General features: G+C 47.2%; 16 protein-coding genes. 6 read left to right on the top strand and 10 right to left on the bottom strand.

Going from position 1 to position 26,147, the window contains the following annotated elements; genetic code table 11:
• Positions 1-8: 8 nt before the first annotated feature.
• From IDZ20_RS01060 to IDZ20_RS01070, 3 genes are all read right to left on the bottom strand, one after another.
• A complete protein-coding gene (locus tag IDZ20_RS01060) occupies positions 9-431 on the bottom strand; it encodes a hypothetical protein (protein ID WP_245792038.1) in 423 nt (140 codons plus the stop codon).
• A gap of 262 nt (positions 432-693) precedes the next feature.
• Positions 694-1,128, bottom strand: a complete 435-nt coding sequence (locus IDZ20_RS01065; RefSeq protein ID WP_188149578.1) for an FKBP-type peptidyl-prolyl cis-trans isomerase — start codon at positions 1,126-1,128, stop codon at positions 694-696.
• A gap of 12 nt (positions 1,129-1,140) precedes the next feature.
• Positions 1,141-2,037, bottom strand: a complete 897-nt coding sequence (locus tag IDZ20_RS01070; protein ID WP_188149579.1) for a ThuA domain-containing protein — start codon at positions 2,035-2,037, stop codon at positions 1,141-1,143.
• A gap of 232 nt (positions 2,038-2,269) precedes the next feature.
• Between IDZ20_RS01070 and IDZ20_RS01075 the strand changes: the two genes are divergently transcribed.
• The 6 genes from IDZ20_RS01075 to IDZ20_RS01100 all read left to right on the top strand — a co-directional run bounded on the left by IDZ20_RS01075 (position 2,270) and on the right by IDZ20_RS01100 (position 12,703).
• On the top strand, positions 2,270-2,881 hold the full coding sequence (locus IDZ20_RS01075) for a gluconate 2-dehydrogenase subunit 3 family protein (protein WP_188149580.1): 612 nt from the start codon (positions 2,270-2,272) through the stop codon (positions 2,879-2,881).
• A 96-nt stretch (positions 2,882-2,977) separates the two neighbouring features.
• Positions 2,978-4,702 (top strand): GMC oxidoreductase, encoded by a 1,725-nt coding sequence (locus tag IDZ20_RS01080; RefSeq protein WP_188149581.1) that lies wholly within the window; start codon positions 2,978-2,980, stop codon positions 4,700-4,702.
• 213 nt (positions 4,703-4,915) lie between these two features.
• Positions 4,916-6,673 carry a diguanylate cyclase gene (locus IDZ20_RS01085; protein WP_188149582.1) on the top strand — a complete coding sequence of 586 codons (1,758 nt, stop codon included), beginning with the start codon at positions 4,916-4,918 and terminating at the stop codon, positions 6,671-6,673.
• A gap of 57 nt (positions 6,674-6,730) precedes the next feature.
• On the top strand, positions 6,731-8,020 hold the full coding sequence (locus IDZ20_RS01090; protein ID WP_188149583.1) for a GGDEF domain-containing protein: 1,290 nt from the start codon (positions 6,731-6,733) through the stop codon (positions 8,018-8,020).
• Positions 8,021-8,158: 138 nt separating this feature from the next.
• The gene (locus tag IDZ20_RS01095; RefSeq protein WP_188149584.1) at positions 8,159-10,756 is read left to right on the top strand and encodes a glycoside hydrolase family 3 protein; all 2,598 of its coding nucleotides are present in this window, start codon (positions 8,159-8,161) and stop codon (positions 10,754-10,756) included.
• A 132-nt stretch (positions 10,757-10,888) separates the two neighbouring features.
• Positions 10,889-12,703: a cation:proton antiporter gene (locus IDZ20_RS01100; RefSeq protein WP_245792039.1), complete on the top strand. Its 1,815-nt coding sequence runs from the start codon at positions 10,889-10,891 to the stop codon at positions 12,701-12,703.
• A gap of 46 nt (positions 12,704-12,749) precedes the next feature.
• Here the strand turns inward: IDZ20_RS01100 and IDZ20_RS01105 are convergent, their stop codons facing one another.
• The 7 genes from IDZ20_RS01105 to IDZ20_RS01135 all read right to left on the bottom strand — a co-directional run bounded on the left by IDZ20_RS01105 (position 12,750) and on the right by IDZ20_RS01135 (position 26,014).
• Complete coding sequence (locus IDZ20_RS01105; protein WP_188149585.1) at positions 12,750-14,732, bottom strand: coiled-coil domain-containing protein; 1,983 nt, start codon at positions 14,730-14,732, stop codon at positions 12,750-12,752.
• 3 nt (positions 14,733-14,735) lie between these two features.
• A complete protein-coding gene (locus tag IDZ20_RS01110; RefSeq protein WP_188149586.1) occupies positions 14,736-16,448 on the bottom strand; it encodes a LacI family DNA-binding transcriptional regulator in 1,713 nt (570 codons plus the stop codon).
• 221 nt (positions 16,449-16,669) lie between these two features.
• Positions 16,670-17,533 (bottom strand): cation diffusion facilitator family transporter, encoded by an 864-nt coding sequence (locus IDZ20_RS01115; RefSeq protein ID WP_188149587.1) that lies wholly within the window; start codon positions 17,531-17,533, stop codon positions 16,670-16,672.
• Positions 17,534-17,649: 116 nt separating this feature from the next.
• Positions 17,650-18,966, bottom strand: a complete 1,317-nt coding sequence (locus IDZ20_RS01120) for a PepSY-associated TM helix domain-containing protein (RefSeq protein ID WP_188149588.1) — start codon at positions 18,964-18,966, stop codon at positions 17,650-17,652.
• Positions 18,967-18,984: 18 nt separating this feature from the next.
• Positions 18,985-21,378 (bottom strand): TonB-dependent receptor, encoded by a 2,394-nt coding sequence (locus IDZ20_RS01125; protein ID WP_245792040.1) that lies wholly within the window; start codon positions 21,376-21,378, stop codon positions 18,985-18,987.
• 226 nt (positions 21,379-21,604) lie between these two features.
• A complete protein-coding gene (locus tag IDZ20_RS01130; RefSeq protein ID WP_188149589.1) occupies positions 21,605-24,742 on the bottom strand; it encodes an efflux RND transporter permease subunit in 3,138 nt (1,045 codons plus the stop codon).
• A gap of 15 nt (positions 24,743-24,757) precedes the next feature.
• Positions 24,758-26,014, bottom strand: a complete 1,257-nt coding sequence (locus IDZ20_RS01135; protein WP_188149590.1) for an efflux RND transporter periplasmic adaptor subunit — start codon at positions 26,012-26,014, stop codon at positions 24,758-24,760.
• Positions 26,015-26,147 lie beyond the last annotated feature (133 nt).

The raw sequence follows: 26,147 nt of genomic DNA on the forward strand, positions 1-26,147 counted from the left end.
GCTTGAACTTAAGCTGAGCTTTCGTTGAGGTGTTGTTGGCGTTGCACATATTGAAGGTAGAGATCACACCAAGCCTCTGCTTCGGCGTGTGATGTAAAGATATCGACCTCCCAAGTGAGGTCGTCAGCGAGATATTTATACCAAGCCATTAGTGCGCTGCCGGTATCGTCGGGGTTGACGATAGAGGCATTTTTAGCCTTTGGGCAAATACGGCTAATGGGGCGCAGGCAAGCGACAAGCTCGCGGACGTTCTGTCTGCTTACATAGACATCTTCTACTTGAGTCCAATCCTGCAGAATATACTTAACGCGATCAAACCGCTCGTCGCCACTTTTTTCAAGAGTCGAGGTGATCATCTCTTGGCCGGTAACCGAGCCGGTATAGCGTGTGAGCAATAGTTTGCCGTCTTCTATCCAGTAGTCATTAATCACGTTTTCTAGCTCTTCCCAAAAAATACTGCTTTTGAATATGAAATATAGCCCGCCTTTATGTATAAACAAACTAATGCGTACATATATTTAATTATTTACAGTAAAAAAATCAAGCGAGCGAGCGCAGTTAACACCACAGGTGTGGCTACTCTATATTTATAGATCGAAAAGTTATTGAAGTTGCTGCCTTCAGATAGGCCTTATAGCCTAGTTGGTATAGATACAGAATCTATATTTCGAAGCTACGATTAAATATTGCGCTTTAGTCTTCATTAAATTCAAAATCAAGTAGGCGGATATCAAACAGTAATACGGCGTTGGGGCCAATTTTATTGTTGGCTCCTCGCTTACCCCAGGCGAGCTCAGGGGGAATGGCAAACTCATAGCGGCCTCCGAGTTGGCAAAGCAGTAGGCCCTCTTGCAGGCCAGCTATAGCTTCGGAAATGAGAAAGCTATCCGCTAACCCTGTTTTATAGGTATCGCTAATAACTTTCCCATCCGCAGTCAATATTCTCTGATGAACGCTAACCTTATCGGAAAATTCTGGACAGGGCCCGGTGCCCGCTTCTAATACACGGTAAATTAAGCCCGACGGCAACACGATAGCATCCGCTTTGCGCCGAAATTTATCTAAAAATTGTTCGCTCAACTTCCTGTTTTGACCTGCCGAACCCTTGTTCAGTTTTTTAGTGCTCATAGTGTTTGATAATTACTTTTTATTTTTATCCGCAGTGGAGTTCATGCCTTTACCGGTTGCAGCCCAATAGATACCGCCATAAACGTGCTCCAAAAAGAGCGTATCACTATAAGTTGACCCCATGTGCCCAAGAGCGGAATAAAATGCGCGTCCGCCGTCGTAGTTATGATACCAAGCCACCGGGTGGAATTTCCCCATGCCGTCACCAGCAACGCGTCCCCAGTCGGCTTTAGGGTCATAGGTGCTTTCGTCGATACTCAAAATATAATTTAAATCATCGCTTCGTTCAGCGCCAAACTCATACCATTCGTCTGTCCACAGGAGTTTATTTGGCATGCGCTCTAGCCCGGGAAATTTGCGGCTAATAACCGATAGTTCAGCGGTTTGAATAACAGGGTGAATGTGGAAAGTGCGCCCGACCATCTTGGTATACCAGTCCCAGTCGTATTCTGTGTCCGATGCGCTATGCACGCCGACGAAGCCTTTTCCAGATTGTATAAAACGTTCCATCGCGGCTTGTTGTTCGTCATTAAGAATGTTGCCCGTTGTTAGCAAAAACATGATGACGTCGTACTGCTTTAAATTTTCATCATTTATTTGTGAGGCGTCTTCGTGCCAATCGACTTTGAAGTGGTGCTTGTCGCTGAGCTGTTCCATTGCCGTTACAGCTTGGTTAATGCTGGTGTGATGAAAGCCGTCGGTTTTAGTAAACAGCAATACATTAAATTGTTCCGCAAAAGCGTTAATACTTGTAAGGCCTATGGCTAACGTGAAGAAAACAGACGGCGCGGCGGGCGCAAATACTTGTCGAAGTGCACGAAGCGGACGGCGCAATGTTTTGCCAAGACTAAAATCGCGATTGGAGGTGTTTTCATACGGTTTGTGTTTAGCGATGTAACCGGTTTGCATATCTAGGATCCTATCTATAAGAGACGGTAAAAATCTCAGGCCATAAACGGCGGACGGCATCGGAATAAAATCAATTCCATGATGCGGCTGTTAGGGAATACCGCGCCCAATATAGCGGATGAGCGGAACTTGATCTACGGACTATAGTTATAAAATGTATATCCACTTTAATTACACCTTTGCTGGTGTAAATTAAAAAAACTATTGGCCAAGGTCTTTGGAGGGCTCTCTAATGACATCGCAACATCCATTCCATAAACCTGCGTCGCTTACTCGGCGCGAAATTTTGGCGGGGCTAGCCGCTAGCTGCGCGGGCTTGCTTTCCCAGAATACTTTGGCGGGAATGCCCGAGAGTGCGCCAGCTCTACAGCAGGGAGCATCAAAGGGCGAAATGTTGACACCGGCGGGGATGAAGCTGCTGGCTGCACTTGTTGACGTCATTATACCGCCAACAAAAACCAAGGGCGCCGCAGCGGTTAATACCCATGGGTTTATCGATCATCAGTTGGCTCATTGTCAGTCGTCCGCCGAAGCCGCGCAATTTGTAGCGGCACTTACGGATGCCGGTGAATTGATTGAGCGTAAATGGCATAAGAAATATTGGGCGCTATCGCCGGCTGAGCAGGTTACGGTAATGGCTGCGCTTGCCGAGCGGCGTGCTCCGTTTAATCGCCAAGGTTACCCGCTGTTTGCAAAACTGAAAACCATGACGATGATTGGCTATTACTCTTCGGAAGAGGGTGCGAGTAAAGAATTAGTTTATCTCGCTGTTCCGGGTGGTTACTCTGCCGACTTCAGTCTTGCGGATAACGGTGGAAAAGCTTACGCCATTCCCTTTTTCTAGCCTAAATCAGCACCGTATTTGAATAGCGTATATTTTTAAAACACGAAGCATGCTGAACATAGCTAAAACCTTAATAACGAAATAGCAGGCACCTCCATGATCGACCCATTCCTAATAAAAAAGTCTTCACAAAAATACGATGCAATTGTAGTGGGTTCCGGTATTTCAGGCGGTTGGGCCGCGAAGGAATTGTGTGAAAAAGGTTTAAAAGTTTTGTTGGTTGAACGAGGTCGCCCAGTTAGGCATCGCACTGATTATATTGGCGAAGGCAAGGCCCCTTGGGAAATGCCACATGGCGGTAAAGTAGAGCACGCTCTAATTGAAGATCAATATCAAACTCAGCGAAAGTGTTATGCATTTAACGATGCTACCAAGCACTTTTTCGGCAACGATCGGGACTACCCTTATACCACGGAGCCGGGGACAAGTTTTGACTGGATTCGCGGCAATCAACTTGGCGGTCGCTCACTATTATGGCATCGGCAATCCTTTCGTTGGAGTCCGATGGATTTTGAAGAAAATTTACGCGATGGCAATGGCTGTGATTGGCCTATTCGCTACGAAGATCTAGCGCCGTGGTACTCCTACGTTGAGCGCTTTGCCGGAATTTCCGGTAGTGTTGAAAATTGTCCGACGCTGCCCGACAGTGAGTTTCTACCGCCATTTGAAATGAATGCCGTTGAGAAGTACGCGAAAAAAGTTATCGAAAAAAAATATCCGCATCTCAAATATATTCAGGGCCGCTGTGCGCATTTGAGTGAGCCCACCCAGTTTTTTCTCGATCAAGGTCGAACCAAATGTATGGCGCGTGACGAGTGTCAGCGCGGTTGTTCGTTCGGGGCGTATTTCTCGACACAAAGTTCAACTCTACCGGCAGCACTTAAAACCAATAATTTAAGTATTGCCTGTCACAGTGTGGTTCACAGTGTAATTTACGATGCAAAAACGAATCGCGCCACCGGTGTTAATGTGATCGATGAAGAAACCTTAGAAACACGCGAATATCACGCCAATATGGTTTTTCTCTGTGCCTCTACCTTAGGCACTACGCAGATTATGTTGAATTCCAAATCTGAAAGTTTTCCTAACGGTATTGCCAATTCTTCCGGCGTGTTAGGTCACTACCTAATGGATCACATTTATAACGCGACTGCACGCGCCGATATCGACGGCTTCGAGGACGACTACTACATAGGGCGTCGGCCAACCGGCCCCGTTATTCCGCGCTTTAAAAATCTGGGCAAACAAACCGAAGCCTTTTCTCGCGGTTACTTCCTGCGTGGTGGGGCAAGTCGCGGTAGTTTGCATCACGGTATGGGGACAAATGAGTTTGGCGCAGATTTTAAAAATAAAATGCAGAAGCCGGGCCCCTGGGGGCTGTTCCTTGGTGGATCTGGCGAGATGGTGCCAAAGTTTGAGAATCAGGTGGGTCTCAATACAGGTAAGACTGATAAGTGGGGTATGCCGTTACTTCATTTTGATTGCCGTTTTACCAAGAACGACCACCTAATGATGAAGGATATGGTCGAGACCTCGGCAGAAATACTTGAGGCGATTGGCGCCAAAAATATCACCACCCGTATTTCTGATGATCCCCCAGGCTTGGCCATCCACGAAATGGGAACCGCGCGAATGGGGCGAGACCCAAAAGACTCAGTGCTGAATGGCAATAATCAGTGTCATGATGTGCCCAACTTATTCGTCACCGATGGTGCCTGTATGGCATCTAGCTCTCATCAAAACCCCTCACTTACCTATATGGCTTTAACTGCCCGTGCGGTGGATATTGCTGTAAACCTCTATAAAAATGGTGAACTTTAGCAGCTCTGCCCCTTGTTGGTTGTGCATTTAAGTGGCAGCAGGTAATCGGTTGCGGTGAAAACACCCTAATTGCCGCAATTAATCGCGATACCGCTGTCGTTACTGCCGTCGGACACCAATATCTTGCTCTATACTCAAGCTAATAGCTGATCGGCGGTTGGCTTGACGAACTATTCCTGAGCAAATAAATATTGGGTCGCGTTAGTAGAATCTATGAAATCGCACACACTCATACTTATTCGGTCGACCTTTGCCTTGCTTACGGTTGTCGCGATCGTCCTGCATCCTTATATTCCCGAAAAAACATTCGTTATTTATCCTCGAGCTAGTACCTTTCCTGCCCTCTATGGAGCGACTGACAAGAGTGCGGCAACCTCTGTCGGCTGGATAGACCAAATTGAAAATGAGTGGACCTGTAACTATAGCCAAGAGCCAAACGCTGCGACCTGCGGAGAAACCTTCACGTGGAAGTTTAATGCGAACGAAGATGAGCAATCGAATCAGGACACGGCAATCCCAATTTGTACTAGCGGTAAAAGCGACGATGATGGCGATGGTTGGGGGTGGGAAAATGAGCAGAGTTGTATGGTGGATACCGCAGCCTCAACGGGGCAAGAGGTTGCAGAAGATGATCCGCTACCAGAACCTGCGGCACCTGTGTGTAGCTCACGTGCCGCAGATCCCGATGGCGATGGCTGGGGGTGGGAAAACAATAGCAGTTGTTTAGTAACGGCCGACTCTGCTGCAGTGCAGGAGGCGGTAAAGACCGAAACTGGTGTGCCTACCTGCAGCGAAGCGGCGGTTGATCCTGACGGCGACGGCTGGGGCTGGGAAAACGAACAAAGCTGCATAGTGCCAAGTCAGGAAGAAGCTGAAGCCAAACAGGAAGCGGAAGCTGAAATTGAAGCCCTAAAACCGGTTGAGTCAGAAAGCCTCGTCGCGCAAACCAACAGCATCGATTTTTCACAATATGATGGCCTTGCTGTGCAGATGGACTATATCGGTAAGGGGAAGTATGTTCGCCTTCATCTGCGCAATCACAACCCGAGATATTCTGATATTACCGATTTTAACTCGCCAAAATTTATGACAGCGTTTTTGCGAACAGAGGATCTTAAAGGCGGGACTACTTACGTCAGTCTGCGTGAGTTTAGTGTAGCTGAGTGGTGGATTTTAGCGCATAACGCCCCGCGGGATCTCGCAGCGGTTGATCTCGATAATATTACCAGCCTTGGTATCGATCTAATTGAACCGGGCCAGCATAATGTTAGAGTTAATCGCATTGCACTTGTGGGCGAGCGCATATCGAAGAAAAATTTCCTACTTTGTATTTTGGCGTTTTGGGTTGCCTATCTTCTTGTTGAAGCAGGTTCTCGTTACTACCGTTTGTTGAAAATATATCGACGCAGAGTTACAGAAATAAATGATCTTACTAGCCGAGCGGCTTCGCTCGAAGCTGAAAAAAAAGCCTTGCAGGCGCGCTCGGTTACCGATGGCCTTACCGGCTTGCAAAACCGCAATGGCTTTTATCAAAAGTTACACCTCCTGTGTGAGACGACGGATTTATCGCAGGGGTTGGGGTTGGTCGTTCTCGATATTGATCATTTTAAACACATTAATGATTCTCAGGGGCACGACATTGGCGATCGAATTCTAAAAAACTTTGCGGATCTTGTAGCGGCTAATGTTCGTGCGGATGATATTTTATCGCGCTGGGGGGGGGAGGAGTTTGTGTTAGTTTGCCCCAGTATTAGCCTTGAGGCATTGCTGGCATTGGCGGAAAAGTTACGTTATGTGGTTGAGCAATTTCCATTCGAGCCGACCCTAAAATTGCGTGTTACTGTCAGTAGCGGTATCACCCACTTTAATTGCGGCGATAGTTTTGAAGAGGCCTTTAAGCGCGCCGATGCGGCACTCTATCGGGCAAAAATAAAGCGCAATGTATTTGAATACGAGCCGTGGAGTGAGTAGCACATGCAGCAACGCAGCGGAAAATATCACACTTTATAACGTAGAGGGCGGGCGCAAGTGGCGAGCTGGATAAACAGCAAAAACTACAGAATGATACGGCTTGGCGCCTTAGCGCTGACGGTTGTTATATTTGTTGCCCACTACTTTTTACCGCAGAAGCGAGCGTTATTACACCCGCTGCAAACAAGTGTGCCGCAACTTTACGGATTCGACGATGGTGTTAGCGGTCAGTCGTCTGAGTGGGTTGACCAGCAGAATAACGAGTGGCGTTGCAATTACTTGCCGAGCCATGGGCATGGTTGTGGGTGGGATGTTTACTGGGATCCACATTTTGTCGATGGTATTGATCTACGTGCCTTTGGCGAGCTTGAATTTAAACTCAGCTATCAGGGAAGTGCTACGCGGTTACGTATCTACATGCGCAATTATAATGCTGAGTACGCGGAACCGAATAATAGTGAGTCGACTAAATTTTTGTCCATGACGATTCCTATCGAAGAGTTTACACGGCCGGTAATAGCGTCGTTAGATGAGTTTAGTGTCGCCGCTTGGTGGTTGCGAGAAAATAGTATTCGGCGGCAGTGGGCATTGCCTGAGTTCGATAATATCACCAAGGTAGGTGTCGATTTTATTGAGCATGGCGAACACCAGATCAGAATTGATGAAATTACCTTGGTTGGTAATTGGATAGGTACTGAAACGCTTTTATCGATCATCCTAGGCTTTTGGATGAGTGTTTTTCTTTTGGAGGGCGGGGTTAAGTTTTATCAGCTATACAGGCAAACCCAAAATCGAAAAACCCTCGTAAAAGTGCTTGAGGACAGGGAGAGCCATCTTCGCGACGAGCAGGAAACACTGCGTGAGTTAGCCGATAAAGATCCACTTACTCGAATTTATAATCGCGCCGGGCTACGCAATAAAATAGCACCGTTTTTTGAGTCGGGCACTCTTTCGGATTTCGGTATAATACTGCTCGATATCGACTACTTTAAAAAAATAAATGACGGCTATGGTCACGATATTGGCGACACTATCCTGACTGAATTCGCTGTACTGGTGTCGAACAATTTGCGTGAAAGTGACCATGTGTCGCGCTGGGGTGGTGAAGAATTTCTGATCATTTGTCAGCAGGTATCACTCGATATTTTGTTAGAGAAGGCTGAGAAACTGCGCGATATGGTTGAGCGCCATAGTTTTGCTGACGATCTAAAGCTTAGTGTTACCCTAAGTGCCGGCGTTTCATATATCCGTCCCGAGGATACTTTTGAAATGCTATTTAAGCGTGCAGACGAAGCCTTATACTCGGCCAAAGGTGCGGGTCGAAATCGAGTGGAAGCCGAGAAGTAGCATGGGCGCTGACATTATTAAACGATCATTTGAAGCGGCTTGACGCTTTGGTGTTGAGTTAAATTTGATCTTCTATCAGGTATGCTGCATCACGTCCTAGCTTTGTACCCCTAAATTAATTACTGACTGGATACCTCCATGAAGAAAGTTACCCCCATTCGCGGCAGTGCAGCCGCTGTATTGTTATTTACTGCGACACTGCTCGGCTGCCAAGGTGTCGGCTCACGCGATGGCGACGCTACCGATAGCTCCCTTGCAGGTTCCCCGGCGGGGAGCGAAGTACCCCATCAAATCGAGCTTTGGCCTGCGATTTCGAGCCCTGTTGTGCGCTCGCCAGAATACGATGCCCAAGTAGAGGCGAAAGTAGCATCAATCTTAGCTGAGATGACTCTGGAGCAGAAAGTTGGTCAAGTGTTGCAGCCGGAGATTCAATCAATAACGCCGCAACAGGTAAAGACCTACCATATAGGCTCGGTACTGAACGGTGGTGGTTCTATGCCGCGTCGAGTTGATAAGGCGGCGCCGGCGATTTGGGTAAGCCTTGCGGATGAGTTTTACAACGCGTCAATGGACGATAGTGACGGCGGTATCGCGATTCCGATTATTTGGGGTACCGATGCTGTCCATGGTCACGGCAATGTCACTGGGGCCACTCTGTTCCCCCACAATATTGGTTTGGGCGCAATGCACAATCCAGCGCTTATCGAAGAGATCGGTGCGGCCACCGCCCTAGAGGTTAGAGCTACGGGAATTGAATGGGTGTTTGGCCCAACCTTAGCAGTAGCTCAGAATGACTTTTGGGGGCGTACCTATGAAAGCTATTCGGAAGACCCGACGTTGGTCGCCGAATATGCCCTAGCAATGGTGAATGGCATGCAAGGCCGGGTAACGGATGCAGATTTTTTGGCGAACGATAAAGTTGTCGCCACCGCGAAGCATTTTCTGGCTGATGGCGGCACCGTAGGTGGCGATGATCAGGGTGACGCACGTATCTCCGAAGAAGAGCTGGTTAGCATTCACAACGCAGGTTACGTTCCAGCAATTGAAGCTGGCGTGCAAACGCTAATGGCGAGCTTTTCTTCTTGGAACGGCGTAAAAATGCATGGTAACGAATACCTACTTACCACCGCATTAAAAGAGCGAATGGGCTTTGACGGCTTTGTTGTTGGTGATTGGAACGGTCACGGTCATATACCAGGTTGTACCAATAAGTCGTGCCCGCAAGCTCTAAATGCCGGTCTAGATATGTACATGGTTACCTATGATTGGGAGGAGATGTACCACAATCTTATTGCTCAGGTTAAATCGGGCGAAGTGGATATGGCGCGTTTAGATGATGCCGTAAGTCGTATATTACGGGTTAAGGTTCGTGCTCATCTTTGGGATAGCAAACCATCGCAGCGTGTAGATACCCGTAAATTAAACGAGATATTGGGAAGTGCAAGCAATCGAGATGTGGCGCGACGAGCCGTACGGGAAAGTCTTGTACTGCTAAAAAACCACGCTAACCTTTTGCCACTAAACCCCAAGCAAACCATCTTGGTTGCTGGAGATGGCGCCGATAATATTGGTAAACAAGCGGGTGGTTGGAGTGTGAGCTGGCAGGGCACCGGTAATACCAATGCTGCTTTCCCCGGCGGCACCTCAATTTACCAAGGTATTCGTGATGCAGTGAACTCAATGGGTGGGACGACAGTTCTATCGGTGTCCGGCGATTATAAAACCGAGCCAGACGTTGCCGTCGTTGTGGTGGGTGAAGAGCCCTATGCGGAAGGCCAGGGCGATCGCTCAAGCTTGGAATTTGAGCCTGGCGATAAGTCTGCACTCGCCTTAATTCGAAAATTTCAAGCGGAGGGCATTCCGGTCGTTACAGTTTTTCTTTCTGGCCGCCCTATGTGGGTAAACCCAGAAATTAATGCCTCCGATGCTTTTGTTGCCGCGTGGCTGCCGGGCAGTGAAGGGCAGGGAGTCGCCGATGTGTTAATTGCCGACGTAAGTGGCACACCGCGTTACGATTTTACTGGCCGCTTGTCATTTTCTTGGCCGAAATTGCCGACTCAAGGTTTGCTCAACCCTCATCATGCGAACTACGATCCTTTATTCGCACTTGGTTACGGGCTAAATTATGCCGACGCAGGTGAAGGGCCTGTGGACTTAGAGGAAGATGTTGAAGGGGTTGATCAAGGAACCACCGGCGATCTTGACTTTTACGTTGGCCGCACACAGGAGCCTTGGACGATCTTTATTCAAACCCCAAAAAGTAAACAAGTCTTGAGTGGTCCATTCGCCGATTTGGGCAACTTTAAAGTCAACACAAGCGATATGCTGGTTCAGGAGGATGCGCTTACCCTGACGTGGAAAGACACCCAAGCGGCCGTATTAAGTGCCGAGGGTGGTAGCCCAATAGATTTAACGGCGCATCTCGGTAGTGAAGGTGTATTGGCATTTAACTTGAAGGTAGACGCAATGAGCGAAGGTAAGCTCACCTTGGTAATCGAGTGTGGTAACAATTGCCGTCGCGAGGTGGATATTACCCCACGTGCGAAATCCATGGAGAATAAGGGCTGGCATTATTATTCCACTCCGCTTGCTTGCTTCGCGCAACCCGGTGACGATTTCAGCCAAGTCACTAAGCCGTTCAGCTTGATTGCCGAAGGTAGCGGAAGCGCATCAATCGCCAACATTCAATTCTTGCGTTCGGGAATGCAGAGCGTGCCCTGCGAGTTACTGCAATAGCAGTGATGCAAACTTAACGCAAAACCATCTTCGGCGCGGGAGTGTCGGAGATGGTTTTTTTATGTCTGTCGCCCGCGTTATAGTGTGTTAGGATTTTGCGTATAGTTTCCCAGAACGGAGTAGTGGTTTCGAATGATAGAATTTTTGCACATGGACGACCCAACAATCGTGCTGGTCGCAATCGGTTTATTGTCTATTGCCTGTCAGTACATTGCCTATAGACTGAAATTACCGGCCATTCTGCCACTGCTATTGATCGGATTGGCACTTGGGCCGGGGCTCGATGTGTTAGATCCCGACGCGCTTTTTGGCAGCTTACTCTTCCCCATGGTATCGCTAGCGGTAGCGATAATTCTCTTTGAAGGCGCGCTTACTTTAGATTTTGACGACCTTGGTAGTCATGGTTCTATGGTACGCAATCTCTGTACGCTTGGGGCAGTAATTACCTGGTTGATCGTAACCCCAGCCGCGCATTTTTTTATCGGTTTTGATTGGGCAATATCATTCCTATTTGGTGCAATTGTAACGGTGACTGGGCCTACGGTTATTGTCCCTATGCTGCGCTCGGTGCGGCCGAATAGCAAAATATCGAATATCCTTCGTTGGGAAGGAATCATTATCGACCCCATTGGTGCACTGCTGGCGGTACTGGTGTTTGACTTTGTCATTGCGACTCAACACCCTTGGTCGCATGCATTTTTAACCTTCGGCAAAATGCTCGCGGTAGGTTTGGGGGTGGGGCTTGTGTCTGGTTTTGTGCTCGGCTATTTGTTGCGGGGTAATTTCATCCCACATTATCTACGTAACACCGCCGTATTGACCTTGATGTTAGGGGTGTTTGCGTTATCAAATTTGGCGGCACACGAGTCCGGGCTACTTACCGTTACGGTGATGGGGATTGTGCTCGCCAACATGAAAGACGTTGATGTCGATGATATTTTAGAATTTAAAGAAACACTCAGTGTGTTACTGATATCAGCGTTGTTTATTATGCTCGCTGCTCGACTGAATGTAGATGAAGTCGCGGCACTTGGGTTCGGCTCCGCAATGGTGATAGTGATCATTATGTTCGTTGCGCGGCCCGTGTCTGTGTTTCTTTCCGCATGGAAAAGCGACTTAAAGCTAAATGAATTGATTATGCTGTCGTGGATATCGCCCCGCGGTATTGTCGCGGCGGCGGTCGCATCCCTGTTTGCGCTTAAACTTGAGTTGGCTGGGTTTGAACAGGCGCGCTTAGTTGTGCCCATGGTGTTTTTGGTGATTATTTCCACCGTGGTATTCCAGAGCCTTACGTCCGTTAAAATTGCGAATCTATTAGGTGTACGAGTCGGCGAACCCAATGGTGTATTGTTCTTTGGCGCAAACCGATTTACGCGACTGTTGGCAAAAGAATTATTGAGCAAAGATATACCCGTGCAAATTGCCGACACCAACTGGGATGCTATTCGTGAAGCCCGAATGGAAAATATCCCTACCTACTATGGCAATCCCATTTCCGACCACGCCGCGAGAACGCTTGATATTTCAACCGTTGGTAAGGTGCTGGTGGTATCGCCCTATAAACAACTTAACCCTCTGGTAACCTACCACTTTGATTATATTTTAGGGAGTGGTTCAGCCCTTGGTTTAAGCACAAACGATAGCACGCGTTCGAGTCATAAGGTCTCTATGGCCTACGAGAAAAAACTGGGGTTATTCGCCGAGGGTATTACATACGGTAAGTTGGTCGGTATGGTGGCAAAGTCAGCCGTTATAAAAACCACTAGGTTAAGCGATGAATTCACCATGGCGGATTACAGTGAAACCTATGGTGACCGAGCGTTGGCGTTGTGCGCGATTAATCCATCTGGCGCGGTACATATATTCTCGGCAGGAAAAACCATAACAGCAAAAAGTGGCTGGCAGATTGTTAGCCTAATAGCACCTGACAAAAATGAGAGTGTTTAACGCGAACAGTGCCGATTAACTAGCAGTAAAATAGAAAGCGTAACGACTATTTTTGATTCTCCATCATTTGTACAATAGTCATAAACTGCTTTCTAACCTGAATACGGATCGCCTCGTCGGCAGCAAGGGATTGCTTTAATTGATCTGTAACGTGATCGAAAGCCGCGAGCGTTTTTTCGTCCATGCCCTGTGAGCGAGCAATATCTTGATACTGTACTGCGCCCATTTCTAGCGATTGTTCCGAGCGTAGCATTAAGTCTTTCATACTGCTGTCGACCTCCAACGCAACTTTCTTTATGTTGTTGACCTGTATTTGCGTCTCCTTCTGTGCGGATTTGCTTTTCTGGTAGGCGCCAATCTTATCGGCCGACTTGTTGAAAACCTTGATAATTTCAAGAATGACGGACTGCATATCCGAAAATTCGACGCTATCACCATCGGGTTCCAGTAGGCCCGCTACATTCTTGTAATTGAACATTATCCGCGTCTTTTTCGGAGAGATATTAACCTCGCCCGGCTGCATGCTAGATAGCACCATTTTGTCGCGATTGTTGACTGTTCCATTAGGTGATAGCTCAATTTTTTTGTTTGCCGTATTTACGATGATATTTGCTTTGCATGAGCAGTCGGCAAGCGTTTGATAAAGTAAAAAAGAGGCGTCTTCAATTGAATTTGCATCGAGAATATCATGGAGGAAATCGAGTAGTAATTTGTCTAATTTATGCTGTTGTTCTCCAGAGTTAATGTTGTCATTAACTTCGGCTAGCTCATCGTTTAGGTCGTCAGCTGCTTCGGCATCTAATGATTTGCTTGCACTAGGGCTTGCTGTTCGAGCTGCGAGCTTATCTCGAAGCTGATCTATTTCTTGTTCTAGCGTGGCGATGCAGTTCTCTGACTCTTTAACGTTTTGCTTGAGTTTTGAAATGAACTCTAAGCTCGATTCGCGGGTTCCATCCGATATTTTAGACTTACCATCCAAGATTCGGATCGTGTCTTCCATGTTTCGAATAGAGCGTTTTTGATCGCTAACTACACCCCGTAATCGAAATATCTCATTGCTATTAAGCTCATTCACTTTTCTGGTGGCTGAGTCTATTTCGGCGTTAAAGTCTGCGTCGTGTTCATCGCTAGAGGTAATTTTAACTATCGGCGAACTGCCAGAATTCTTTGAAATGGCGCCAATTTTTTTCTGCAAAGATGCTATTTCTGACAACAGTCGTTCGTTTTCATCTTTGAGTGATTTCGCGCCTTTATGGAAATCACCCATTTGTGCATTGTCGGCATCTGAGTATTGACTTTGCGCAGAATTAATTTCATCGAGGTAGTTGCGCTGTTTAGTGGCCGCCACATCTAGATTGTTTAACGGCTCGCCAGAGTTTTCGGAAAATTTTCGCAGTAATAATTTTATTCGTTGTTTGTCGCGAGAGCTGATATCTTCGTAGCTATTAACAATAGATTCTATCTTCGAAACAATAAATTGCTTCTTGTCGTTGTCGGAAATATCTTCTTTTAATGTTGTATGAATCGTATCTAGGGTATGAATCGGGCTTGGTGGGCTTTCGTCTTTGTTGTTGGTGAGCTTACGTATGCGATCTTTCAGCAGCTCCATACGACCTTCAATTTCTTTAATTTTTGACTCTCGACCAAATAGTTGCGGTAAGAACATTTCTAAAAGTCGAGTCAGTTTGTCATCAAGATTACTCCAGTAATCGTCGGAAGAGATGGTGTGGTTGATGGCTTTATTTTCAATGTTTAGATACGCCGTTCGAAGGGCAATAACTTTACTGTTTAATTTTACACTGCGTTCGCCGCCATTAATAAAAGCCTTGGTTTCTTTGGCTTGGCTTGTTAGAAATTCACGGATATGTGTGGTGCTGTCAAGGCGATCCTTATTGAGCTTGCGCAGAGCAGTGTCTTGCTTCATTGTGGTGTAAAGTAGGTAGCCAATAATGCCGGCACAAATCAATAGCAATGCTGCACTTACATAGAGCGCATCAGCTAATGAAATGGATTGGGCTAGCTCGAGCATTATTTAATCATCTAGCTGGGTTAGGTAAAATTCGACTTTGTCAGCTATGTTGCTGCTGTCAAATGTTGGGTGGCAGTGCAAGCCTATTTCAACCTCGTGAATCTTTCTAAACTTGTAGCGGGCTATCAAATCAAATGAAGTCCCATTACGCATATGGTCTGAAAATTCACTTCGAAATTCTTCGCCGCTAAGCGGAGTCATGCGGTCAGATATATTCATATTGCGATAAATATTTTGTTCAATATCCGAGTCTAGGCCGAGCATGATGAGCGCTTCGGTTGACCAATGAGTATTCCCAGATCTGATATCCCAATCGACGCGAGCTGAGGCAATAGCACTATTTTGTACTGGTGCGGCGCGGTCGCTATGACCTTTGTCAGATTTATCTTTACGATATTGATTCAGCTCGCGATTTAACATGTATTGCTCTGCGGCGGATTGGACATAACCGCTAAAGCCTAAATAACTACTTAAATTCGGTTTTGTGGAATCGCCATAGAAGCTCAGCGCGCCCCAGGGTTTGCTGTCTTGTAGCAGAACGAGATGAGTGATCATATCGAACTGATTGAGGTTGTAGGGGGCCATAATTGATGGCGGGAAATTGAGCGACCTACATATGCTGGTTTTATCATCAAGTGCGACGTTTAGTGTTTTGCTCGGTGAAAATATCTTCATAAGCTTGCAGTATTCTTCGCCACTTTTGTCGTAAAAAAATCGCGACAGTATTGCTACGCCCATAAAGCGTTCAAACAAATGCGAGATACTCATTAAGGTGTCGAGATTGCTTTCTGCGATTTCGTTTGGCCACTCAAAAATGTTTGCGATTAAACTTTTACTGTAGTTCGGGTTGTACAGTGTTTCGCACTCGACACATGTCGCGATATAGGCATCCGCACCCATCTCAGCGTTGCTAGCGGCGTCAACAAGTCGTGGTTGTACTTCAAATTCACGTTTGCATTCTTCATTTTTAAGTTTCTTTTCCAGCGCGTTTATAGCGGTATAGGCGAGCAGGTGAAGGTTTTGGTCTATGCAGGTTATCGTAGGTGCGACTACGGGAATCGTAGAAATGGTATCAAAGGTTACAATCTCAATATTGCTGATACCATGTTTTTTAAGGCGGTTTTCAAACCCAATCGCCGTTAATCCAGAGCCGCAGATAACAGCCGTGGCTGTACAACCTATCTCGACAAACTTATCCGCTGCTTTTATCCCGCCACTTGGCAAGGCATCCGTTACCAGAAAGAAGTTGCGTTCGCTAAACTCTTCGCCATCGGCATCAACTAGCGTGCAGTAGGCCTCATAGCGCATGCGCATGTCGTAATGGCTAATATCACCAATGAAGGCAATGTCGCTATGGCCCTTATCTTTCAGGTGGTTGTAGGCCAGTATTGAACCCTGTTCATTGTTGGATAACACCACCGGAACATCTAGCGGGAAGTAGTCATAGCCTACTGAAACGACAGGGATTCCCTGCGCCTGATAAAACTCGACTTGGGTCACGCTAAGTGCGTTGCGTATGACAATAACGCCATCAATTGCATTGAGCTGAAAGGGCGACTCAAATGCGGTTGGTGTCGGTGTTCGAAACCCAATAAAGCGGTAGCGCTTTAGTAAACAGAGTTGTCGGGCTTGGTTGACCAGTTCACCTAGGTAAAACCCGCCTAAATCGGCAGAGAAAACCGCGATTGTGAATACTGGATCATCGGGATTGGACATGATCTGCCTCTTATGCGAAAACGTATTTGGTGCCGAATTTTAAATTCGTGACTCGTCATAGAAGTCTAGCAGTAAATTGTATTCTCGCTGGGTTAGCGTTAACCGAGGGCAGAGTGGTATGGCTAGGTGTGAGCGGGCACCGAGAGCTGCCATAGGGGGAGATTTGGTCGGGCGAGGCAGTTAAGTAGAGCAGGTAGTTTTGTCTAGCTTTAGGCTACGGATCAAACCGGATCTGGATGTATTGTAATATCGGCGTCTGGCTCTGTATTTAGAATTGCACGCTCAACATTTTCGATAATGTTATGCGCCGCAACAAGAGAAATATCGCGGTTGAGTTCCAAGTGAAACTGCATAATTTTTTTGCTGCCGGTTTGCCAGGTACGGAGGTCATGTATTCCGAGTACATCAGGTTGTGCCAGTACGATTTCTTCGATCAGTGTGCGCTCCTCTTCAGGCAGTTCGTGATCCATTAGTTGGTGTACAGATTCCATAAAAATCTGCGCGGCACTATACAAAATATAGATGCTGATCATGATCGCGATGATCGGATCGGCTAAGTTTGCGCCGAAGGCTGCAAAAACCAATGCGAGTAAGGTGCCGCTGTTAGTAACGATATCGGTTAAATAATGTGCGTAGTCCGCCTTTATGGCCGGTGAGTTTGTTTGTGAAATGGTATAGCGCTGCAAGGTGGTTAACAAGGCGGTGATAATGATTGAAAACACCATAGTAGCGACACCCCAATCAATCGCGACGAGGTCTTGCGGGGAGCGGAAGCGATCGATGGCGTGCACAAACAGGAAGAATGCAGAGCTGGCAATAAATAGCGACTGGCCTAAGCCCGCGAGCGCCTCGGCTTTGCCATGACCGAAAGAGTGGTTGTGATCTGCGGGCTTGAGTGAAATACGTACTGCAAACAGGGTAATGATTGAGGCAGAAATATCCATCAGCGAGTCGACTAACGACGCCAGGATACTGACCGAATCTGTGGCTTGCCAGGCGAAAACCTTGCATAGCAACAGGGTTACCCCTGTTAGAACAGAGGCGATAGTCGTGAGTTTTAACAGGCGTTCGCGATTGAGGGCCATTGGCTTAAAGCGGCTTATTTAAGTTAGATCAGTGAGCTGCAATGATAGCAATTTTAGATCCTAGAGCGCAGGACTATTTGTCTCAATCGTTGCCATTGGCTTCAGCGTTTTCAGGTTTAGGGTCTGTCTAGTCCCAGCCATTCGCGGGTGGCCGGAATTCGCGGCAACACTAAAAAATCAATCACTAAGATGAACAATACCGATATAGCGAGTAGCGGGAGCAGTATGACGAGCGCAACTCCAACAATAGCTACCGCTGGGGTTAGCCCGCGTTGGCTCTTTGCCAGAGGTGCGCCAAGCTCACCGCTAGGTTTACGCTTTCGCCAGAGAACAAAACCGGTAATCGCCACCGCAATCAAGCCTAGCGTTGTGAAAAGTCCGAGGAGTTGATTTAGCCAGCCGAATAACTGCCCTTCGTGAGCGGCAATCCCGAAGCCTATTGCGCGGTCGATGCCGTTTCGGTCGGCGAAATGCTCAATCGATGTTTGTTTGCCTGTGATTCCATCAAACCACGCGGTACTGCGCAGCGGACGATTCTGGTGTTGGGATGCGACTTGAAATTGATTGGGTTTGTTTCTGGCAACCGAAATCTCAACAGGCGGAGCAAAAGCAAGTGCCTGCGCATTTTTAATCATGCTAGCTGTTAACTGGGTGAAACTTAATGTCGCACCGCTGTGGTGTTCAGCGTGATGCTCACTTATCGCCCAGTCTTGTTGCAACATGGGTGTAGTAAAGGAACGTATTTCTTTAAATGCACTGCCCCATACCAAAGCCCAAGGTAGTCCGGTGATAAGTAGGAACAGCGCAAACAATGATACCCATACGCCAGTTACTGCATGTAGGTCTCGCCAAAATAACCGCCCGCGTTTATTTAATCGCGGAAATAACACTCCACCGAAGCCACGCGCTGAGCGAGGCCACCAGAGGTAAAGGCCGGAAATAATTAACACTATCGCCCAGCATCCGGCCAATTCAACCAAAATAGAACCGAAGGTTCCTAGTAAAAGTTCACCGTGAAAGCTTCGTACAAACTGGATAAATAGTGCGTCACGTTTTTGTATTTTAAGTACTTCTAGTGTGTAGGGATTTACATACACCATAAAACGCTGGCCTTGTTCGGCGACACTAACGACAACTGCATGCTGCTCAGATTCCGGCAGCCGATAATTTACAAATGTACTTTGTTGGCCGACTGCAGCCAATGCCGCTTGAATCTGTTGTTGCGGTGTGTGACGGTTGTTAGTCACCGCAAGCTGCTGGTAAGGCGATTCAACCCAGGCATCTATTTGCGGTTTAAATAAATATATTGCGCCGGAGATCGAGAGTGCGAGAATAAAAGGAATACAGAAAATACCCGCATAGAAATGCCAGCGCCAAAGCGTACGGTATAGAAAGCTATTAACAGGAGAGGAGCTAAGGGTAGAGGAATTCATAGTAATGGCCGATTGAAATTAAAGGTCGTAGGAAATATTTAAATAGAGGGTACGACCTGGCCACGGATGGGCCACGTAAGAAATTTGATTTGTGATGTTGTCGACACCAAAACCTAGCGAAAAATTGCTGTCAAATTGATACTGGGTTTTAAGGCCCAATCGACTGTAACTATCCTGTGCACCATATACCCCGCTAATATTATCTTTGTTATCGGTACGACCGTAGCTATTGCCGCTGTACTGCCAAGTTGCGCTGAGATTCCATTTGTCAGTTAGATGATAGAGTGCCATTAGATTGCTGCGCCATTTCGGCATGCGCGGATAGGTGTTGCCAACGATAGACTGCGTTGGGTCAAAGTCATCTGTATTTTCAGCGGTAGAATTGTTAACGATTTCGGAATGGGTATAGGTGAGGTTAAAACGCAGGTCTAATTGTTCACTGAGCACGCCGCGATTATTGACAATAAATTCCACGCCGTTAGTTTGTACTTCATCGATTGGTACGAAGGTGCGGATCGAGGTGCCTGTCTGCGGACCTGTTTCGATGGTAGTCGTTTGTGACTCCAGAGTGTCTTTAACAACTTCGCTAAATAGATTGATGCGGGCGTAGCCGTGGTTAAGTTCGTAGTCGAACATCAAGTTGTGATGCAAGCCGTCTTCCGGTTTTAACTCTGGGTTAGCTTCGCTGATACTGTTGTAAGCACTATATTGACTGTAGAGCTCTTCAACGATTGGAAAACGATAGGCTTTGGCGAGCGAGTAGCGAACTGACCAGTTGCCGTTGCTATTGTAGCCAAGCGAAAATTTAGGAGAAAATTTACTTGTGTCAGTTTCGGGGGTAGAGACTAGGTCCAGCTCCGGCGTTGTTTGCTTATCGTCACTATAGTAGCCGTTATGACTTTTATATGACTCGTAGCGGCCGCCAATAGATAGGCTCCAATTTTCATCGATATCCCAGTTCGCTTGAATAAATACGGCTGAAATATTGGTTGAGCCGCCGTTGGCGCTTTCGAGTATCGTTTTTTCTGCCGCGGTGTAGTCATCTGATGCGTGGTTCTCTTGTTCTAATTCATAGGCTTCGTAACGTAAACCTGTAATAAGCTCTACTCCTGCCAGACCAAGTTCGCTCGCTTTTAATTTTATTTCGGCGGTATTCCAGCCTGAGCCCGCTAAGTCTTGTACGCTCCCTTGTACGTTGTAACCCTCTGCGGCGGGGTTAGCCTGCGATGTCGCTGTGCGATCGCGAAGAATGGCGAAGCGACTAAGGTTGGTCTCAAGTTGTAAATTTTCGCTAAGCGGGCCTCTAACACGCAAGCCTAAGGATAAACTGTTGCGATTAAGTTCACTGGCGTTAAGACGGCTTTGGGGGATATTAATAGCGGTATCGTCTTGAATAACATTTCCTGACCAAACGCGATTACCGTTGCTATCGCGCATGTAGGTATTGGCAGCGTCGCTTGCGGACAATCGGTCTTCATAGACGAGATTAAACAAACTGCTCCAATCACCTAAATCGTATCCCAGCTTAATTTTAAAGTTGTCGCTGGCGGTGTGAACAACTCCGGTATCGCCAAAATAAAGCCGCGGATTACCGCGTTCGTCAACATTGTGAACGCCGCCGGATACCACAGTTGCGGCTGTGGCCTCGTCGTTATTAAGGCTGCCACCGTAATAAAAAGTTTGCGGCTGACTTTCGCTATCTAAGTGGTTGTATGACAGATAGAGGCTAAATTTGTCGAACTTATTTCCGTAGGATAAAAAGCTGTTGTAGCCACCTACGGTATCGTCAAAACCATAGGCATTAAAGGTTTGTGAATGCAGGGTCGCATCAAAATGAAATTCTTGTTTCTCTGGTGTGGCCGTTTCAATAAGTACCACTCCGCCCATAGCATTGCCACTGTATTCCGCGGAAAAAGGCCCGTAAACAACTTCTATTTGCGCAATTTCACTCGCCGAAACCATAGTCCAGCGCGGCGCGCCACTCCAACGCGACTGCAGTAGATAGTGTAGTGGCACGCCATCGGCAAATACCATTGAGCGAGAAGTCTGAAACATATTCGAGCCACGCACGCCCATTGTGCCATTAGAGTCACCGATAAAACGCCGCCGTATAACTAAGCTGGGTTCGAACTTAACAAGATCTTCTGTTGTCGCAACGTTGATCGCTGCCATCTCGGCGGGTGTGAGTAGACTGGTCGGCGATACATAGCCCGCGCTATTTCGCTCAACCGCTTTCCCCCAGACTTTAACCTCTTCCAGGTTGCTGGTTTCATTTTTTGACGCTGTTGCGTTTTTATTTGTAATGACTTGATCTGCGCTCGCTTGAGCACTGGAACTATGTTGTGAAAGCACGGCCGGGCTGAGCAGGCAGGTGGTGAACATAAGTACATTCACACAGAAACGCGAATTCATAGTCTTAACCTTTTTATAGGTAGATAATTTTGAAATGCGTGACTGGAATAGTATTTAACTCGACACAATGAAACCACGCGTGGTGACTTATGTTAGCGAGACGAGGGCAACAAAGCACTGTGACATAATGTCGCAACTAGATTTGCTTCATTGAAGTTGGCTGAGGGAATAGGTGGGTTGGTCGACGCGATAAACACTCTGTCTGCAGTGTTTATCGCGTGAGGATTTACGGAAGCTCTGGTTGCGCTGCTTTATTGTTGGGCTGGCGTTTGAATAGTGATTTAACCCATAGCTTTAACTGAGCACCACCGTAATAGCCACAGGGCACTAAGAATAAAGTGACTATTGATGAAAACAGTACGCCGAAGGAAAGCGAAATTACCATAGGCTTTAAGAATTGCGACTGCAAACTACGCTCGAACAAGATTGGCAGCAAGCCAATAAATGTTGTAAGCGAGGTTAGCACAATTGGACGAAACCGATCGACGCCAGCGTTGAGTACCGCATCCAAGGTGGCTGCGCCACGGGCTTTTAATGTATTAATGCGCTCGAGTAAAACCAAGTTGTCATTTACAACAACGCCCGAGCAGGCGAGAAAGCCAAACCCGGAAAACAAGCTGAGGTTGGTATCGAACACCCAGTGACCAAGCACGGCGCCGACAAAACCGAAAGGTACCGCTAACATTACCAGCAGTGGTTGTGAGAGCGAGCGAAACGCGATTGCAAATAAAGCCAACACGAGAATAAATATTTTTAAAAAGTTGCCGCCAAAGTTATCACCAAATTGTGCTTGTGTACGAAGGTTACCGTCAGTTGAAAGGTTGAAACCGGTATATTCTTTTCGCCACTGGTCTTGGTGCTGGGCCAACATTTCAGTGATAATTTCGTTCGCGTTGGTACCTTCGCTAACTTCAGCGGTTAGGGTTATGTTGCGACGGCGGTCTACGCGTCGAATAGTACTAGCACCTGGAACAATTTTGACTTCGGCGATGGCCGCGAGCGGTAACTCACGGCCATCGGTGGTGCGAATGCGAATAGTATCTAAGGTGTCTAGTGTTTGTCGTTCAGCCGCGTGGTAACGCAGCATTACACGTACGTCTTCTTTTGCGCGCGGAATACGCTGAATTTCGTCGCCGTAAAACCCTTGTCTTACCTGTCGGGCAATTTGTTCCAAGTTAATACCTAGGGTTTCGGCATTAGGTTTTAGTTTTAATTCTACTTCGGTACGCGCTCCATCCAAGTTACTGCGAACATTGAACACGCCTGGATAGGCACCCAAAACTTTACTAACATCGTTAACAGCCGCCTGTTGCTGCTCACGGTGATTGTCGAGCATATTTAGGTTGAGGGTGATGTCCGGACCATCGCCACCCATAGACGCGCTTAGCGAATAGCTTTTTGCCTCTGGCAGCGGACCGACGAGCTGACGCAAAACATCTGAAACTTCAGCGGTTGAAACGATACGATCTTCATCCTCGGTCAAGCCGACAAAAACCGTGGCGGATGTGCCATTTAAGTTCCGATTAACTTCGCGAATAAATGGTTTTCCTGCATTTTTCTCCAGTAAAGATTTGTCTTCTGAAAGAAGATCGATTTTATCGCGAATGTACTGCGCTGTTTTCTGCGTGGTCGAAAATGGTGTGCCATCGGCAAAGCTAATATTCACCATAATCATGGGCTGTGGCACATTCGGGAAAAAGCTCATTCTAATCCAGCCGCTGGAAACCACGGTGACGGCGATAGCAAACATAAAGAAGAATGCAATAAAAGTGCTGCCCTTATGAGTTAGCAGTGTGCGTAAAAGTGGTAGATAGGTATTGTGTGCAAAGTCTTCCATGTGGCTGGAAAACCATAGACGTATTGCGGCAAGGCGTTGCAGCAGGTAAAAACGGCTAGGCTGCTCTGGTTTCATATGAGACAAATGCGATGGGAGTATAAGCAGTGATTCAACCAGTGAAAAAACTAAACAAAGCAATACCACATAAAAAATTGAGCGGGTAAAAATCAATACTTCTGAGGGGACATCAATCATGGGTAAGAAAAACATCACCGTGCTCATAACGGCGAGGAACACCGGTTGCAATACCGAGATAGTACCGGTGGAGGCTGCAAGGTGGGCGGGTTCGCCGCGCTGTTGGTGACGGTAAATGCTTTCGCCAATAATAATGGCATCGTCGACAACGATACCTAGCACCATAAGAAAAGCAAACATCGACAACATATTAATAGAAACATCGAGCAGCGGAAGTAACCAAATAGCACCGGCGAAGGTGGTTGCAATTCCCGCGACCACCCAAAAGGCGAGCAGAGGGCGCAAGAACAGCATTAAAATGATAAAGACTAAAACTAAACCACCAAGGGCATTATCTTTTAACAGGTTAAAGCGGCTGTCGAAAATAGAGCGGGATTCAAAATTAATTTTTATTTCCAAACCTTCGGGTAGCTGAGTGCGCAGGTTTTCGATATAGGCGCGAGCATTAGCTGTGCCCTCGAATAGTAGCGGATCGTCGCTCATTTTGACTTCCATGTTTAGGCCGGGTTTGCCATTCATGCTGAAGTCGACATCCTGTTCGGAAAAGCCATCATTGATAATGGCAACGTCGCTTAATAACAACTGGCCACCATCGCGACTGCTGCGCACTACAATGTTTTCAAAATCGCTGTAGTTAAATGCTTGCGCACGGGTTTGAATTTGAATGTCGCCGTCTTTCGTTTTTAGTGATCCGGCGGGAACACTGAGTGACGACTGGCGGATAGCGCTGGCAACTTCATCGAAACTGAGGTTGTAACGGCGTAAGTTTTGCTCGGATATTTCGATACTGACTTCGTCGTTTTTTAGGCCGGTAAGTACTACTTCAGAAACGCCTTCGAGCAACGACATTTCATCGCGAATTTGATAGGCGATATCTTTTAGAACTCGGCGGTCGGTATCACCGTAGAGCGCGACCCACATTAAAAACTGTCGTTGTACAATTTGTCGAATAACGGGGCGCTCGGCAGCGGTTGGAAAGGTGTTAATTGCATCGACTCGGCCTTTCACATCGCTAAGCAGTTCACGTACATCAAAGCCTTCGGTAACATTTACCGAGACATTTCCGTAGCCTTCGCTCGATTGCGAGGTGATTTGGAATACGCCTGGGAGGTCTGCAATAGCTTCTTCTATGCGCACCACTATTTGCTGTTCTACCTCGCTCGATGCAGCCCCTGGGTAGGCCATAGAAATATTAACAACGTTGGCTTCAAACGCCGGAAATGTTTCTTTTTTAACTGTGCTAGACGAGACGTACCCGCCTAACAGCATTGCGATCATCAGTAGATTGGCCGCAATGGGGTTGCCCACAAACCATTTGATTAGTCCATTCATCTTATTCTGCCCTTCCTATGGTTGCTGGTTGGCCGCGCGGTTTGAATTTTGGCGTGCTTCGGTTAGTACTTCGGTCTGCGCTATGGGAAGTGGTTCGGCGTTTTCGTCGAGAATGGGCTCAACTATTGTTCCGTTGGGGGTGAGCGATTGCTTTTCGAGTGCGATTAAGGTGTTTTCTGGGATTGCCGCTTTTAGCCAAACGTGAGTTTCGTCTTTTTGTAAAACGTTAACCAGCTGTTCGGTGACTTTGTTATCCGCGTCGAGGCTAAGAATTTTATCGCGTTGATAAAGTGCTTCACGCGGCAACATGACGACATCGTCTAGGGCCTTGCCTTCAATAACGGCTTCGACAAATAAGCCGGGTAAAAGCGGGGCAATACTCGCTTGCTTTTCGTCTGCATTACCGTAGGGGTTCGCCACTTCTACAACAATGTAATAAAGGCGAGAATTTGCATCAACAAATGCCTCGGTTCTGGCGAGTTCTCCGCGCCATTCCTGTTGTTTGCCGGCAACGCTACCGCGAATGATTACGTTGGGTAGTGGGCTGTTAATATCGGCTTGCGGTAGCAAAGGTAAATCGACCAATGCCGCTTGGCGCTCGGTTAAGGCAAGACGAACTTGCAGTGCGGTGGAATCGTAAACAGTGGCGACACGCGTGTTGGTGGTGACATATTGGCCGAGGTTTGCGTAGGTTTGTTTAACTCTGCCGGTGAAGGGCACGGTAATTTTAGTGCGCTCAAGATTTAATTCGGCCATGGTCAAGTCGCCCTGCGCCGCGTCTAAATTTGCTTGGGCTGCTGCGAGCTGAGGTCTGCGCAAAAATAAGTCGTTGGCGTTACTGTTGCCTAAGTCTCGCCATTCTCTCTTTGCCTGTCGGGCTTGGCCTTGCTCTTCAGCTAAGCGACGTTGCGCTTCGGCTAGCTTTGCTTTGGCTGTGAGCAGGGCAACTTGGTAGTCGCGATCATCGATTTGAATTAGCGTTTCATCCGCACCAAAAAAGCCACCGTCAGCAAATGCGGGTTCAACATGGATAATGCGCCCGGAAACCTGAGCAACCAAGTCAATTTCACGAATCGGCGTTACCGTACCATGAGCAGTTACGGCGAGATTTACGGTTTGGTATTCGGCTGAAGTAACAGCCACTTTAACCAAGGCGGGTGTTTGATCAATTGCGTCGGGACTGGGTTTGGGTTTGGCTACCACCAGTAGAGAAACAATGGCGACACCGGCGCCTATTAGGCTGATGGGTAAGATATATTTTTTTTTGCTCATGAAAGCACTCCGTTACTTAGCTGAATAATCCTTGCCGCGTTTAGCGTATTTGGAGCTTTACCTCAACGTGCTAAGCGGTGCGGTGGGGGTAGTTGCACGAATGCAAGTCGCCGGTTTTTTTCGGAGTATACAG

The organism is Teredinibacter waterburyi (assembly GCF_001922985.1).
GTDB classification, from domain to species: domain Bacteria; phylum Pseudomonadota; class Gammaproteobacteria; order Pseudomonadales; family Cellvibrionaceae; genus Teredinibacter; species Teredinibacter waterburyi.